A 14,890-nucleotide genomic window follows, 5' to 3' on the forward strand; every position below is an offset into this window, starting at 1 on the left:
CGACGGCAGAGGAACGTCGATTATGCGTGGTGAGCATCACTTTGGCCATGGGGGTATGACCGAAGTGGACGGTGTGTCAGCATCCGCGTACGCATAGCAGATCAACGAGCGTTGCGGGCGTTGTCCACACAAGCGTTGGTTGTCCACAGGGCAGGCGTTCGGGGCGGTGCTCGTCGCGCCACGGGAGGCAAGGTTCGGCCCAGCGAACCCGCGCCGACCGTTGGAGGCCGCGATGCCGTCCCGTACCTCCGTTCCGCCGCACCGGCGACCGCCACTGGTGGTCACCGCCGACGGTGACCTGCTCGACGACCTGCTCCGGCTCGCCGCCGCAGGTGACGTCGAGGTGGAGGTCGCCGCCGATCCGGCTGCTGCCCGTACCCGGTGGCAGCCGGCTCCGCTGGTGCTGGTCGGTGCCGACCAGGCGCAGCCCTGCCTGCGGGCGCGGCTGCCCCGACGGTCCCGGCTGGTGCTCGTCGGTCGGGCCGAGGACCTTGATCCCGGCTGGCAGGTCGCCGACCTGCTCGGCGCGGAACATGTGGCCGTGCTGCCGGCGGCCGAGCCGTGGCTTGTCGATCGGTTCGCCGAATGCGGTACCGACGGCACAGCTGCGGCCCGAGTCGTCGCCGTGGTGGGTGGGCGCGGTGGAGGTGGAGCAAGCATCCTGGCGGCCGGGCTCGCGGTCACCGCCGCCCGAGGGCGGCTGCGGACCCTGCTGCTCGACGCCGATCCACTCGGCGGCGGCCTCGATCTGGTGCTCGGCTGGGAACAGTTGGAAGGGCTGCGGTGGCCGGCGCTGTCGGGCGCCGACGGGCGGGTCGATCCACCGGCACTGGTGCGGGCGCTGCCGAGCCGAGGTGACCTGGTGGTCCTCTCCTGGGACCGGGGTGACCCGGTGGCCGTGCCGGCCGAGGCGATGGCGTCCACCCTGGATGCTGCCCGGCGTGGCCGGGACTTCGTGGTCGTCGACCTGCCCCGACAGTTCGATGACGCGGCGGTCACCGCCTTGCAGACAGCCGACCGGGTGTTCGTGGTGGTGCCGGCCGAGCTTCGGGCGACGGCCGCCGCGGCGCGGGTGGTGGCGGTGGCCGCGCCGAACTGTCAGGACCTGTCGGTAATCGTCCGTGGGCCGGCTCCGGGGCGACTTCGCGCAGCGGAGGTGGCTCGGGCCCTCGGCCTGCCACTGGCCGGGACGCTCCGTCCGGAGCCGGGACTGTGCCGCGGGCTTGAGCGGGGCGAGGCCCCGGCGGCCGGCGGACGCGGCCCGCTCGCGGAACTCTGCCAGCGGATCGTCGCCGACCTGACCGGCCGAACGGTTGCGGGTGCGGCATGACCGGGCAACCGCTGGCGGCCCGGGTCCGGCAGCGAATCGCCGCCGCCGCCACGCCGGTCACCCCGGCCACGATCGTCTCGGCGGTACGCGCCGAGGCCGACACTGCCGTCCTCGGCGACACCGCGCTGCTGCGGATGGCCGACCAGGTGCGCGACGACCTGGTGGGTGCGGGTCCGCTGGCCCCGCTGCTGGCCGACCCGGAGGTCACCGACGTGCTGGTCAACGGCGTCCGGGTGTGGGTCGACCGGGGGCAGGGGCTGCACCAGGTGCCGGTACCGGTGGGCACCGTGGACGACGTCCGTCGGCTCGCCCAGCGCCTCACCGCCGGCGCCGGTCGCCGCCTCGACGACGGCTCACCCTGCGCCGACGCGCGGCTGGCCGACGGCACCCGGCTGCACGCCGTACTGCCGCCGGTGGCCACCGACGGCCCTTACCTGTCACTGCGCACCTTCCGGCAACGGCCGTTCAACCTGGATGAACTTGTCGCTCAGGGAGCGGTCCCGCGGCCGGCTGCCGCGGTGCTCGCCGCCGTGGTCTCGGCCCGGCTCGCCTACCTGGTGATCGGTGGAACCGGGTCCGGTAAGACGACCCTGCTGAACACGCTGCTCGGCCTGGTGCCGGGCACCGAGCGGATCGTGCTGGTCGAGGACGCCGCGGAGCTGCGGCCGCTGCATCCGCACGTGGTGGGGTTGCAGGCCCGTACCGCGAACGTCGAGGGGCAGGGCACGATCGGCCTCAGCGAGCTGGTCCGGCAGGCGTTGCGGATGCGGCCGGACCGACTGGTGGTCGGTGAGTGCCGTGGTGCCGAGGTGGTCGACCTCCTCGCGGCACTCAACACGGGTCACGACGGTGGTGCCGGGACACTGCACGCCAACGCTCCGTCGGACGTACCGGCCCGGTTGGAAGCGCTCGGGTTGCTCGGCGGGTTACCCCGTCCGGCGTTACACGCCCAGCTGGCCGCGGCCCTGCAGGTGGTGGTCCAGATCCGGCGTACTGCGCAGGGGCGGGCCCTGGAGTCGATCTGCCTGCTGCTGCCCGAGGGGCCCGAGCGGCTGGTCAGGGCGGTGCCGGCCTGGGTTCGGGGCCGTGGTGTCGGCCCGGCGGGACCCGCGTTGGCCGCCCTGATTCGCAGCCGGGACGTGCCGGTGCCGCCGATCCTGAACGAGCCCTGGCCCGGATCGGCGGGGCCGGACGAGCACCTCGCACCGGGCGCGGCGACGCCGCGGGACGACACGCAGCCCGGAGCGTCGAGATGAGCGGCCTGTCCTGGTGGATGCCGGCGCTGCTGGGCCTGATCACGGTCGTGGCGCTGCCGGTCCGCAAGCTGGTGCTTCGAACGGTTCGCTCACGCCGGGTGGACGGCGACGAGGCGCTCGTGGACTGGATCGTCGCCCTGCGCAAGGCCGACGACGCGCCGATCGCACAGCCACCCGCGGTGCGACCCGCCGGTCGCGATTGCGCCGTACGCGAGCGGGTCGATGCCCGCGTGTCGACCGCCGGACCGTCGGCTTCGACCCGGCCGCCGCAATGGCGTGGAAGCCGGCGTCCGCCGACCTCAAGCCGTACGCCCTTCGTGCCGAACGGCTCCGGCCTGGGAGCTGCTGGCCCCATGGCCGATGACTCCGAGCGCGGGTTGCGGCCGGGGTCGAGCCCGCCGACCTGGCCGGTGTCGAATCCGTCGACGCGGCCGGTGTCGAGCCCGTCGAGCCCGTCGAGCCGGTCGGCGGCGATGCGGGCGGACACCACCGGAGCGTCCCGCTGGCCGACCTTGCAGCCGCGCTATCTGCTCCTTTTTCTGCTGGTCGGCTCCGGGGTCGCCGGGCTGCTCGCTGGGCCGGTGGCGGCGGTCGCCTGCGGCGGGTACGGGGCGCTGGGGGTGCGGGCGTGGCACCGACGTGGCGGGGCGGTGCTCCGGGTTCGGGCACGGCGGGAGCGATTGGACCAGCTGTGCGCCCTCGCGGCGGACCTGAGGGCCGGGCTGCCGGTGCCGGTTGCGGCAGAGGCGTTGGGGCTCGTCCGCTCGGTGTCGACAGTCCGTCGGGAGTTGGCGGCATCGGCGACCGGGCCGACGGCAAGGGCACAGCGCCCGGACAAGCCGGTGTTGCCTGACCCGGTGGTGCCGGGAAACAGCACCTCGACGGGTGATCTCTCCGAGTCGGCTGGCCGCCTTGCTGCGCCGGACCGTCCCGGGCAGTTGGCCCAGGCGGCGGTGCGGCTCGCGGATCGTACGGGGGCACCGCTGGCCGACCTGATCGAGCGGATCGAAGCCGACGCACGCTCGGCCGACCGGGCAGTGGCTGCCGCTGCCGCGCAAGCGGCCGGAGCTCGCGCGACGGCCTGGCTGTTGGCTGCCCTGCCGTTGGGCGGCATCGCCCTGGGCTACGGCATCGGGGCGGACCCGCTTCAGGTCCTGCTGCACACCCCGATCGGTGGCGCGTGCGCGGTCACTGCCATCGCTCTACAGGTGGTCGGGCTGCTCTGGGCGGACCGCCTCGGCACGGTGCCGGACGGAGGAAGCTGATGTCGGGTACCGCCCTGGCAGTGGGTTGCCTGGCCTGCGCCGCGTTGCTCGCCGCGATGGCTGTCAGCCGACGCCGTCCCCGGCGACGACTACGCCGGTTGACCGGTCACGACCCGGCCACCGTCGACCGGGCACCCGACTCCGCCCGTACACCCACCAGCCGCCGACTGGACCGCATCCGCCTGGCCGCAGCCCTGTCCGGGGTGGCCGTGGCGGTACTGGTCGAGGGATGGCCGGGCGTGGTGGCGGCGCTGGTCACCGCGGTGCTGCTGGATCGGCAGCTGCGGCGGATCGAGCTGCCCGCCGTCCGGAACCGGCGGCTGCGGGCCGCCGCGGATCTGCCGTTGGCCGCCGATCTGATGGCGGCGGCACTGCGGGCCGGCGCACCGGTGGAGCGTTCGGTGATCGCGGTGGCCGACGCGCTCGGGGGCCCGTTGGCCGACCAACTCCGGCGGGTCGGCCGGACGCTGCAACTCGGCGGGTTGCCGCAGGAGGCCTGGGCGCATCTGGCGGAGGTGCCGGGCGGGCAGCGGATCGCCACCGCCGCCGTTCGTTCGGCAAGCAGTGGGGCCGCCCTGGCCGGGGCCCTGGTGCGACTCGCCGATGACCTGCGTGCCGACCGGGTTACCACGATCGAGGCGGCTGCGCGCCGCTCGGGCGTGCTGATCGTGCTGCCCCTGGGCCTGTGTTTCCTGCCCGCCTTCATTCTCGCCGGCCTGGTGCCGGTGATCGTCGCCGTGCTCGGCGACGTGTTGTGAATCCATCGAGAAGGGACGACCAAGTGCGCAAAATGCTCGCCCGCCTGCGCGGGGACGCCGGCATGAACACCGCCGAGTACGCCGTCGGGACGCTCGCGGCGGTGGCCTTCGGCGGCATCCTGCTCAAGGTACTGACGTCCGACAGCGTGCAGTCGGCGCTGGCTGCTGTCATCGACCGGGCGCTGAAGTGACCGGGCGCCGGCTGGCCGGTCGTGACCGAGGCTCGTTCACCGCCGAGATGGCGGCCGGTCTGCCGGCGCTGCTGCTGTTCCTGCTCACCGGCCTGACTGCCGTCAACGCGGTCGGCACCAAGTCGGCCTGTCTGGATGCGGCCCGGGAGGCGGCGCTGGCCGCCTCCCGGGGCGAGGACGGCACACGCGCCGGCAACCGGTACGCCCCACCGGGCGCGTCGGTCACCGTGGTGGTGGAGGGTGAACTGGTCCGCGCGACGGTCCGCGCCCCGGTACGGGTGCTCGGCGGTGACCTCCCGGTGATCACCGTGGTGGGTGGTGCGGTGGCGGTCGCCGAGCCGGGCGTACCGGAGCCACAACCGTGAGGACCGAACGGGATCGTGGCGGGGCCACCATCTGCCTGTTGGCGGTGGGGCTGGTGTTCGTCCTGGCCGGCCTGTTCGGTGCCGGCGTCGGCGCCGCCCGGATGGCTCGCCAACAGGCCCGGGTCGCCGCCGACTTCGGCGCCCTGGCCGGTGCCGCCCGGGCCCTGCAGGACGAGCCGACGGCATGCGCGCGGGCTGCCGAGATCGTCGCCGCGAACGGTGCCGGGTTGGTGCGGTGTCACCTCGACGGGCTGGACGTCCTGGTCACCGCCGAGTTGACCGTGGAGCCGCTGCCCGGGCTGCGCCGGGTCGCCACGGTGACCTCCCGAGCCGGGCCGCTGCGCGGCTGATCATCAGCACGCTGGCGGCCATCCTGAGGCAAGGCCGGCCAGCGCCGCGAACAGCCTGCGGGTGCCACGATCGCAGGCTGGGGGAGGGGTCAGCTCAATCGGCTGAGACCGTCGGTGATGGCCGTACGGAGTTGGTTGCCGTACTCGTCTGCCGGTAACGCGGCGACGTGTTCGGCCGCTCGCTCGAAGGCGGCGCGTGCGGCACCGGGATCGCCCAACCGTTCGTGCGCCAAGGCCACGCTCACGTGCAGCGACGGGTACAGGGCGCTGACTGCGCCGTCACCGACCGCATCGGCCTGCCGCAGGGCCTCCTGGTTCCAGCGCAGGATCTCCTCGGGGTCGTCCTGTTGCCGGGCCAGGTAGTGCGCCGCGACGCAGGCGTCGTAGCTGTCGGTACGCCTGGACCAGGCCTGTTCGAACAACGCCCGCGCGTCGGCCGGTCGGCCCTCCGCCTCCGCTCGCATCCCGTCCTGGCACAGCTTGAGCACCGGATTGTCGAGGTCCATCATCGCTCCCGTTGATCGTCACCTGGCTGACGCGACGATCCTCAGGTCTCAACCAACATGAGAATCAAGCGGCAGCGTCCCCGGGGCACGACGGGGCGGGTGCCGGGGCGACTCCTTCGGGGCGCAGGCGGGACCGGGCAATTCGCCCGGGACTGTGCGCGGCGAAGGAGTCGCCCCGGGTACGGTCAGCGGCTCTGGAGGGCGTCCAGCGCGATCGCCATGGCGATCACCAGGCGACGGTCGATCTGCGGGTGCTGGATCTGGACCACGTAACGGTCGCGCAGACCCCACTTCTTGATCACCGAGAAGACCGGCTGACCACCGGCGACGAAGTCGAAGTGGTACGGCAGCCAGGACAGCGAGTCGACGAAGCGGCGCAGCAGGGCCACCGGCATGCTGCGTTCCTGGCCGGTGACGGCGGGCAGGCCGGCCTGCTCGACGTGCCAGGTGGACCGGAGCAGCGACTGCGCGAAGTCCTTGCGGAACAGGCCGATCGGGTTGCCGGCGTGGTCGGTGACGTCGTACGTGGCGGCGAGGTCGAGGCGCTGTCGGGCCTTGAACCCGAGCAGCGGATGCTGCTTCGAGTCGTCGGTGTAGATCGTCACCTGCTCCTTGAAGGCGAGCCGCTTCTGCTGGGCGAACGCCAGCAGGCCGCCCTCGGTGCCGTCCGGGGCCACGCTGTGGACCTCGTACTGGTTGACCATGAGACGGATGCGTTGGCGGACGTGGAACTGGTGCTGCGACTGCAGGCTGTCGAGCTGCATGAAGTCTCCTCAACTCTGATGCGCCGGAGTGTCGCACAGCCCGGCAACGGCGGCACTGAGCGGGCACGACGCGGACGGCGCTGAGGGGCGGCTCAGCGAATCCCGTCGACGGTCGACCGGTGCGTCGCGTTGGTGAGCAGCTGCTGGATGCTGCGCAGCCGTTCGTTGATCTGATCCAGCCGTTCGGCCTGCGCCAGGGTGGCGAGCGCCGTGCTCAGGGCGATCTGCTGATCGACGCTGAGCTTCTCCTGGTCGATGGTGTAGAGCAGGTCGACGGTCTCGGCGATGGTGTCGGCCACGGCCCCTCCTCACGTACGCGGGCGAACAGCGAACAGCGAACAGTGAACAGCGAGCGCAGCCCAACGGGCATCGATGGAAGCGCTCCCACCGTTCTTGCCCGTACGCCCGGGGTTTTATGCCTGGTGTCAGTGCGGCAGGTTGTTCAGCACCACGTCGAGCACCCGGACGGCGCCCGGCTTGGACAGCGGGTTGTTGCCGTTGCCGCACTTGGGTGACTGCACGCAGGACGGGCAGCCGGCTTCGCACCCGCATTCGTCGATGGCGTCACGGGTGGCCTTGAGCCAGGCGGCGGCGGTGCCGTACGCCCGCTCCGCGAAACCCGCCCCGCCCGGGTGACCGTCGTAGACGAAGACCGTCGGCGCCTCGGTGTCCGGGTGCACGGCGGTGGACAGCCCACCGATGTCCCAGCGGTCACAGGTGGCCAACAGCGGCAGCAGCCCGATCGCGGCATGCTCGGCGGCGTGCAACGCCCCCGGCACGTCGGCCGGATCCACGCCCGCCTCGGCCAGCGACTCCGGCGAAAGGGTGAACCAGACCGCGACGGTACGCAACTCCCGGGTCGGCAGGTCCAGCGGCCGGGTGTCGATCACCTCGCCGGTGGCGATGCGTCGCCGCTGGTACGACACCACCTGGCTGGTCACGTCCACCTCGCCGAGGAACAGCCCGACCGGCCCGGCGTCGACGTACGAGCGCACCGACACCACCGACAGCGAGGTGACGTCCCGCGCGTGGGTGGACCAGTCCGGCTCCTCGGGGTGGACCAGCGCGCAACCGTCCTCCAGGTCGAGGGAGTCGACCACGTAGGACACGCCCTGGTGCAGGTAGACCGCGCCGGGGTGCAGCAGGAAGTGCGACGAGCCGCCGTCGACGGTGCCGAGCAGTCGGCCGGTCGCCGCCTCCACCACGCAGACCGGGGCACCCCCCTCGCCGCGCAGATCCACCTCGGGCCGTTCCCGGTGCCGCCAGTACCAGCCGGTCGGCCGCTGCCGCAGCGCACCCGCCTCGACCAGCGCCTCGACCGTCTCCTTCGCGCTGTCGCCGAAGAGTTCCAGATCGGCGGCGGTCAGCGGGGCCTCGGCCGCCGCGCAGGCCAACTGCGGCCCGAGCACGTACGGATTGGCCGGGTCGAGGACGGTGGCCTCCACCGGCGTCCCGAAGAGCGCCTCCGGATGGTGCACCAGATAGGTGTCCAGCGGGTCGTCCCGCGCGACAAGCACCGCGAGGGCTTCCTGCCCGGAGCGTCCGGCCCGGCCGGCCTGCTGCCACAGCGACGCCCGGGTGCCCGGGTACCCGCAGATCAACACCGCGTCCAAGCCGACCAGGTCGACGCCCAGCTCCAAGGCATTTGTCGAGGCGAGGCCGAGCAGGTCGCCGTGCAGCAGCGCCCGTTCCAGCGCCCGCCGTTCCTCGCGCAGGTAGCCGCCGCGGTAGGCGGCCACCCGGTCGCCGAGCCCGGGCACCGCCTCGTCGAGGCTGCGCCGGGCGCTTGTCGCCACCACCTCGGCGCCCCGCCGGGACCGGACGAACGCCAGCGTCCGCACGCCGGCAGCGACGCTGTCCGCGAGCAGGTCGGCGGTCTCCCGCAGCGCCGACCGACGGACCTGGGTGAGGTCGCCCGGCTCGGCGTCGGGACCGGGCGGCGCGGTGGGTCGGGGGGCGTCCGGAGCACGGCGCGGCGCGGGCGCGGCGGTGGTGGGTGACGACGCGGACGCCTCGGCGGGCAGCAGCGGCGGTTCCCAGAGCGCGAAGGTCACCCCGGCCCGGGGCGAGGTGTCCTCGGTGACCGCCGTCACCGGCAGGCCGACCAGTCGACCGGCCGTCGCCGCGGGATCGCCCGAGGTCGCCGAGGCCAGCACGAAGGTGGGGCCGGCGGTGTTGCCGTACCGGGCGCACTGGCGGCGCAGCCGACGCAGCACGTGGGAGACGTGCGAGCCGAACACGCCCCGGTAGACGTGACACTCGTCGATCACCACGTACCGCAGTCGGCGCAGGAATCCCGACCACTGCGCGTGGCCGGGCAGGATGCCGTGGTGCAGCATGTCCGGGTTGGTCAGCACGAACCGGGAATGCCGTCGGATCCACTCCCGCTCGGCGCGGGGGGTGTCACCGTCGTAGCAGGCCGGGCGTACGCCCTCGATCTCCAACTCGGCGACGGCGCGCAACTGGTCGGCGGCGAGCGCCTTTGTCGGTGCCAGGTAGAGCACGGTGGCGCGGGCATCGGCGAGCAGGGTGGCCAGCGCGGGCAGTTGGTACGCCAGCGACTTGCCGGAGGCGGTGCCGGTGGCGACGACGACGTGTCGCCGGTCGTGGGCCAGTTCGGCCGCCTCGGCCTGGTGCCGCCAGGGCGCGCTCACCCCGCGTCGGGCGTACGCGGTGCGCAGCTCCTCCGGAGCCCAGCCCGGCCACGGTGCCGGCGTCCCGGCCCGGGACGGCACCCGTTCGACATGGGTGACCGGATCGGTGGCGTGCCGTCGCCGCAACTGGCGTAGCAGGTCGCCGGGCGCGGCGGCCGGAATCGGGGCGGGGCCCGGCTCACGGTCCCGGCCGGCGGATACGCTGGCTGCCGAGGTCACGTCCTGCACTCTCGCACTGGTGTTCGGAAATGGGAAATTGACCCACCGGTGCGGTGAGTCCGGCCCCCGGTGAGTCGTCGGGAGGCCTCGGGGGTAGTGGTTAGATGCCCAATGAGCTTACGGCCGCGTCGAGGGAGGACCGATGGAGCTGTCGCTGGCGACCCGCACCGTGGGCGAGCACACGGTGCTCGAGGTCGGCGGTGAGGTGGATGTCTACACCGCCCCTCGGCTGCGCGAGCGGCTGCTGGAGTTGATCGACTCCGGTGCCCGGCACGTGGTGGTCGACCTGGGACGGGTCGACTTTCTCGACTCCACCGGGCTGGGCGTGCTGGTCGGCGCGCTGAAGCGACTGCGGACCGCCGACGGCACCTTCTCCCTGGTCTGCGACAAGGAGCCGCTGCTCAAGATCTTCCGGATCACCGCGTTGGACCAGGTGTTCCCACTGCATCCCACGGTCGAAGCAGCGACCGGCGCCGGCGCGTGATGGCGACGGTACGGCTCTCCTTCTCCCCGGCGCCGGTGCACGTGCGTACCGCTCGCCTGGTCGGGGTGGCGGTCGCCCGGCGGGCCGGGGTCCGCGAGGATCTGCTCGACGAGGTACGCCTGGCCATCGGTGAGGCGTGCACCCGCGCGGTCGCCCTGCACCGCCAGTACGGAGTGGCCGAACCGGTGCTTGTGGAGATGTCCGACTCCGGGACGTACGCGGTGCGGGTGGTCGACCGGGCGCCGATCGAGGCGAGCATCGGCCTGGCCGCGCTCGATGCCGACCAGTTGGCAAACGAGTCGCTCAACGAGGACGACCTCACCACCGGGGTGGGCTTCGCCCTGCTCGCCGGTTTCGTCGAGGACCTCCAGGTGCGCCCGGTCGACGACGGCATCGGCACCGAAGTCCGGATGGTCTGGCCGCTGAACCGCTAGCCGAACTGATTCGCTGACGCCGCCGCCTTCCCTGAGCAGGGAATGCGGCGGCTTCGTCATGGATCCGGCCCTATATCAGATTCCGCCTCATAACACAGCGACGAAGATCATCGCGGCGCGCCGCCACCTCGCTGTGACCTCGGACACTGCGGAGGGCTAGAGTACGCGGGTTGTCAGCAAGTGATCCCTCGGACAACCAGCGCGGCTGGGCCTGGCGGCGCGGGTCCACCGGGGGTGGCTCAGCGCGCACTTGCGAAATTCGCATCCAGGCGCAGGTCGGTGCGTCTCCACCGGCCGGCGCGTTGTTCGGCACAGGAGGACACAGATGTCCGACAGCTTGGCCGCCGAGGGCGGCGGCGCGATCTCCCTCACCGGAGCCAATGTCACGTACGTCGTCATCGCTGCGGTGATCGCGCTGGTAGCGCTCGCCTTCGCCGCCGCGTTGACGAAGGCCGTGCTGGCCGCCGGCAAGGGCACCGAGAAAATGCAGGAAATCTCCGGGGCCGTGCAGGAGGGCGCTTCGGCCTACCTGATCCGGCAGTTCCGGACCCTGGCGATCTTCGTGGTGATCGCCGTAGTACTGCTCTTCCTGCTGCCGGTGCACCAGACCGACGGCAGCGAGACCGCGGTGAAGATCGGCCGCTCGCTCTTCTTCGTGGTCGGTGCGCTGTTCAGCGCCTTCATCGGCGGCGCCGGCATGTGGCTGGCCACCCGGGCCAACCTGCGGGTGGCCGCCGCCGCCCGGGAGCGGGAGGGCGGCCGGGAAGCGGCCATGAAGATCGCCTTCCGGACCGGTGGCGTGGTCGGCTTCCTCACCGTCGGGCTCGGCCTCTTCGGTGCCGCGCTGGTGGTGCTGATCTTCCGGGGTGACGCGCCGACGGTGCTGGAGGGCTTCGGCTTCGGCGCCGCGCTGCTGGCCATGTTCATGCGGGTCGGCGGCGGCATCTTCACCAAGGCCGCCGACGTCGGCGCCGACCTGGTCGGCAAGGTCGAGCAGGGCATCCCCGAGGACGACCCGCGCAACGCGGCCACCATCGCCGACAACGTCGGTGACAACGTCGGTGACTGCGCCGGCATGGCCGCCGACCTGTTCGAGTCGTACGCGGTCACCCTGGTCGCCGCGCTGATCCTCGGTCGCGCCGCGTTCGGCACCGACGGCCTGGTGCTGCCGCTGATCATCTCCACCATCGGTGTGCTGGTCGCCATCATCGGCGTCTTCATCACCAAGCTGCGCGCCTCCGACCGCAACGGTCTGACCGCCATCAACCGGGCCTTCTACCTGTCCGCGCTGATCTCGGCGGTGCTGGTCGGGGTGGCCACCTTCGTCTACCTGCAGCCGTCCTGGGCCGCGCAGCTCGGCGACGACTGGCGGACCGCGCTCGGCGTGGACGGCGGCGACCCGCCGTTCGGCCCGCGCGGTGTGGTCATCGGCGCGGTCGTCATCGGCATCGTGCTGGCCGCCGCCATCCAGGCGCTGACCGGCTACTTCACCGAGACCAACCGCCGTCCGGTGCAGGACATCGGCAAGAGCTCGCAGACCGGCCCGGCGACGGTCATCCTCGCCGGCATCAGCGTCGGCCTGGAGTCGGCGGTCTACTCGGCGCTGCTCATCGCCGCCGGTGTCTTCGGTGCCTTCCTGCTCGGTGGCGGCTCGATCACCCTGTCGCTGTTCGCCGTGGCGCTGGCCGGTACCGGTCTGCTCACCACCGTCGGCGTGATCGTGGCGATGGACACCTTCGGCCCGATCTCCGACAACGCCCAGGGCGTGGCCGAGATGTCCGGCGACATCGACGAGCACGGCGCCCGTACCCTCACCGAGCTGGACGCGGTGGGCAACACCACCAAGGCGATCACCAAGGGCATCGCGATCGCCACGGCGGTGCTGGCCGCGACCGCGCTGTTCGGCTCGTACACCGACACGCTGCGCATCGCGTACGCCGACGCCGGGGTGACCGACGTCGGTGCCGAGATCCTGGGTGCGCTGAACGTAGCCAACCCGCAGAACCTGGTCGGTCTGATCATCGGTGCGGCGGTGGTGTTCCTCTTCTCCGGCCTGGCCATCAACGCGGTCTCCCGCTCGGCCGGTGCCGTGGTGATGGAGGTCCGCCGCCAGTTCCGTGAGCTGCCCGGCATCATGGACGGCACGCAGCGCCCGGAGTACGGCAAGGTCGTCGACATCTGCACCCGGGACGCGCAGCGCGAACTGATGACCCCCGGTCTGCTGGCCATCCTGGCACCGATCGCGGTCGGCTTCGGCCTCGGGCCCGGCGCGCTGGCGTCGTACCTGGCCGGGGCGATCGGGGCCGGCACGCTGATGGCGGTCTTCCTGGCCAACTCCGGTGGCGCCTGGGACAACGCCAAGAAGATGGTCGAGGACGGCGCGCACGGCGGCAAGGGCTCCGACGCGCACGCCGCCACGGTCATCGGCGACACCGTCGGTGACCCGTTCAAGGACACCGCCGGCCCGGCGATCAACCCGCTGTTGAAGGTGATGAACCTGGTCTCGCTGCTGATCGCGCCGGCCGTGGTGGCGTGGAGCATCGGCGAGGACCGCAACGTCGGACTGCGGATCACCATCGCGGTGGTGGCGACGCTGATCGTGGTCGCGGCGGTGGTGTTCAGCAAGCGCAAGAGCATCGCGCTCGACGAGGGCTCCGACAGCGGATCCGGCACCGCGGACCCGCGCCCGGCGGAGATCAAGGCCTGACCCTGCGGTCGGCATCACCGGTCCCCGGGCGGCGACACCGTCGCCCGGGGACCGGTCGTCGCTGCGGGGCGGTCCGCCTGACCGGTGCCGACCGGCAGCGGAGGCCGTACGCTGCAACGCATGCGTACGTGCCGGGCGGACGCCGCCAGAATGCTGACGGTGGTCCTGGCTACGTCGGTTCTGTTGGCGGGCTGTGGGTCCAGCGGTCCCAGTCCCCGGGCGTGGGCCGCCTCGGTGTGTTCGGCGTTGACCCCGTGGCGGGCCGAGATCAGCAAACTGACAAGCAGCACCGACCAGCAGATGACCGCGCAGACCACTCCTGCGCAGGCCAAGGAGAACCTGGTCCGGCTCTTCGGCGGTGCCGAACAGGCCAGTGAGGACGCTCGCCGCAAGGTGGAGCAGGCCGGGGTACCCACGGTCGAGAACGGCGCGGAGATCTCCGAGGGCTTCCGGGCCTCCCTCGCGTCCATGCGCGACGCCTACGGCCGGGCCCGGGCCACGATCGACGGGCTGAGCACCGGTGAGCCCCGCGTCTTCTACGACGGCGTGCAGACGGCGGTGGAGACACTGCAACAGGACTACGACGCCAGCGCGCTGGACACCAGCCGGCTGAACTCGGAGGAGTTGAAGCGCGCTTTCGACGAGGTGCCCGAATGCCATTGAGCGGCTCCGGTGAGACATCGGCGGCGCAACCGCTGCCGATGTCCTTCCCGCTGCCTGCTGCGGCACCACCGACCGCCCGACGCCCCCGCGCACGGGCGGTCGCTTCCGATCCGACCGAGGAGACACCCGCCGGGGAGGCACCGGACGAGGAAACACGGGCCGGGGAGACGCGGACCCGGGAGACACGGACGCCGGTCGGGGACCGGCAACTGGTCTTCTTCGGCGCGGAGACCGCCGAACCCTCGGTCGCCGACCTCGCCGGCCTGCTCGCCGGGCCCGGCGAGGTGCACCGGATGGGCGGTACCGCCCGGTTGTCGGTGGTGGTGGACGCCGGGTGGCGGGTGCACGTGCTCGTCGCCGAACTGGCCCAGCGCGGGGTCCGGGCCACCTGGACGCCGACCGAGGACCAGCGCTACGCCGTGCAGACCGCGTACACCCGGGCGATCGTGCCGCTCGCGGCGGCGTGGCTGCGCGGCCCGACGCAGCAGCCACCGGCCGGCTTCCAGTTGGACGGCCGTCGGCTGCGGCTCTGGCTGGCCGCGGCCGGGGTGGTCGACCCGCCGGAGATCCTGCTGCACCTCGGGGGTGTCGATCCGGGCCGCTGGTCGGTGGTCGGGGCGGCCCTGACCGCGGCCGGGCTGGTCGGCGAACTTGTCGAACCGGGCGCGGGCGGGCCCGCGTACCGGATCAGCGGTCGACGCCGGGTGCTGCGGCTGGCGGAACTGGTCGGCGAACCGCCACCCGCCGCGCCGCCCGGAGCCTGGCCGGTCCGCGACTGACCGTCCGTGCGTCCCGGCCGGGCTCCAACTTCCCGGGCCTGACCGGCTGCTCGAAGTCCGGCCGGTCCGGACCGGGCGGGCGACAGCTGTCCGATCTGGGACAGCCGGGCGTCGGCGCACACCGGGAGAAACGACCGGGTTCCACCTCCACCGAGGGGCTGCCAT

The 14,890-nt window shown here is 72.6% G+C and carries 16 protein-coding genes; 12 read left to right on the forward strand and 4 right to left on the reverse strand.

The genetic code is table 11. The features are described from left to right. Positions 1-232: 232 nt before the first annotated feature. The 7 genes from ssd to VAB18032_RS01805 are packed head-to-tail and all read left to right on the forward strand — an operon-like array spanning position 233 to position 5,515. Positions 233-1,330 carry a septum site-determining protein Ssd gene (gene ssd, locus VAB18032_RS01780; RefSeq protein ID WP_013731053.1) on the forward strand — a complete coding sequence of 366 codons (1,098 nt, stop codon included), beginning with the start codon at positions 233-235 and terminating at the stop codon, positions 1,328-1,330. After that, positions 1,327-2,586: a TadA family conjugal transfer-associated ATPase gene (locus tag VAB18032_RS01785; protein ID WP_013731054.1), complete on the forward strand. Its 1,260-nt coding sequence runs from the start codon at positions 1,327-1,329 to the stop codon at positions 2,584-2,586. The genes ssd and VAB18032_RS01785 overlap by 4 nt, the downstream gene beginning before the upstream one ends. After that, on the forward strand, positions 2,583-3,851 hold the full coding sequence (locus tag VAB18032_RS32680) for a type II secretion system F family protein (protein WP_013731055.1): 1,269 nt from the start codon (positions 2,583-2,585) through the stop codon (positions 3,849-3,851). Before VAB18032_RS01785 ends, VAB18032_RS32680 begins: the two co-directional genes overlap by 4 nt. Next, a complete protein-coding gene (locus tag VAB18032_RS01795; protein ID WP_013731056.1) occupies positions 3,851-4,609 on the forward strand; it encodes a type II secretion system F family protein in 759 nt (252 codons plus the stop codon). Before VAB18032_RS32680 ends, VAB18032_RS01795 begins: the two co-directional genes overlap by 1 nt. A gap of 32 nt (positions 4,610-4,641) precedes the next feature. Beyond that, complete coding sequence (locus tag VAB18032_RS30370; protein ID WP_013731057.1) at positions 4,642-4,800, forward strand: DUF4244 domain-containing protein; 159 nt, start codon at positions 4,642-4,644, stop codon at positions 4,798-4,800. A gap of 47 nt (positions 4,801-4,847) precedes the next feature. Beyond that, entirely contained in the window at positions 4,848-5,165 is a 318-nt protein-coding gene (locus tag VAB18032_RS01800) for a TadE family type IV pilus minor pilin (RefSeq protein ID WP_050814681.1), read from the forward strand. After that, complete coding sequence (locus VAB18032_RS01805; protein WP_013731059.1) at positions 5,162-5,515, forward strand: Rv3654c family TadE-like protein; 354 nt, start codon at positions 5,162-5,164, stop codon at positions 5,513-5,515. The genes VAB18032_RS01800 and VAB18032_RS01805 overlap by 4 nt, the downstream gene beginning before the upstream one ends. 89 nt (positions 5,516-5,604) lie before the next feature. Here the strand turns inward: VAB18032_RS01805 and VAB18032_RS01810 are convergent, their stop codons facing one another. The 4 genes from VAB18032_RS01810 to VAB18032_RS01825 all read right to left on the reverse strand — a co-directional run bounded on the left by VAB18032_RS01810 (position 5,605) and on the right by VAB18032_RS01825 (position 9,667). Further along, on the reverse strand, positions 5,605-6,021 hold the full coding sequence (locus VAB18032_RS01810; RefSeq protein WP_198408919.1) for a hypothetical protein: 417 nt from the start codon (positions 6,019-6,021) through the stop codon (positions 5,605-5,607). 185 nt (positions 6,022-6,206) lie between these two features. Continuing rightward, positions 6,207-6,785, reverse strand: a complete 579-nt coding sequence (locus tag VAB18032_RS01815; protein WP_013731061.1) for an LURP-one-related family protein — start codon at positions 6,783-6,785, stop codon at positions 6,207-6,209. A gap of 92 nt (positions 6,786-6,877) precedes the next feature. Next, a complete protein-coding gene (locus VAB18032_RS01820; protein ID WP_013731062.1) occupies positions 6,878-7,084 on the reverse strand; it encodes a hypothetical protein in 207 nt (68 codons plus the stop codon). Between the two features lie 126 nt (positions 7,085-7,210). Beyond that, positions 7,211-9,667 (reverse strand): DEAD/DEAH box helicase, encoded by a 2,457-nt coding sequence (locus tag VAB18032_RS01825; protein ID WP_081475999.1) that lies wholly within the window; start codon positions 9,665-9,667, stop codon positions 7,211-7,213. A 133-nt stretch (positions 9,668-9,800) separates the two neighbouring features. Between VAB18032_RS01825 and VAB18032_RS01830 the strand changes: the two genes are divergently transcribed. The 5 genes from VAB18032_RS01830 (at position 9,801) to VAB18032_RS01850 (ending at position 14,725) form a co-directional block, all read left to right on the forward strand. Beyond that, positions 9,801-10,142, forward strand: a complete 342-nt coding sequence (locus VAB18032_RS01830; protein ID WP_013731064.1) for an STAS domain-containing protein — start codon at positions 9,801-9,803, stop codon at positions 10,140-10,142. Further along, complete coding sequence (locus VAB18032_RS01835; protein WP_013731065.1) at positions 10,142-10,576, forward strand: ATP-binding protein; 435 nt, start codon at positions 10,142-10,144, stop codon at positions 10,574-10,576. The genes VAB18032_RS01830 and VAB18032_RS01835 overlap by 1 nt, the downstream gene beginning before the upstream one ends. Before the next feature lie 325 nt (positions 10,577-10,901). Next, on the forward strand, positions 10,902-13,283 hold the full coding sequence (locus tag VAB18032_RS01840; RefSeq protein ID WP_013731066.1) for a sodium-translocating pyrophosphatase: 2,382 nt from the start codon (positions 10,902-10,904) through the stop codon (positions 13,281-13,283). Positions 13,284-13,403: 120 nt separating this feature from the next. Next, complete coding sequence (locus tag VAB18032_RS01845) at positions 13,404-13,946, forward strand: hypothetical protein (protein ID WP_043722676.1); 543 nt, start codon at positions 13,404-13,406, stop codon at positions 13,944-13,946. Further along, on the forward strand, positions 13,937-14,725 hold the full coding sequence (locus tag VAB18032_RS01850) for a hypothetical protein (RefSeq protein WP_043719399.1): 789 nt from the start codon (positions 13,937-13,939) through the stop codon (positions 14,723-14,725). Before VAB18032_RS01845 ends, VAB18032_RS01850 begins: the two co-directional genes overlap by 10 nt. Positions 14,726-14,890 lie beyond the last annotated feature (165 nt).

This window comes from Micromonospora maris AB-18-032, assembly GCF_000204155.1.
In the GTDB taxonomy this organism is placed as follows: Bacteria; Actinomycetota; Actinomycetes; order Mycobacteriales; family Micromonosporaceae; genus Micromonospora; species Micromonospora gifhornensis.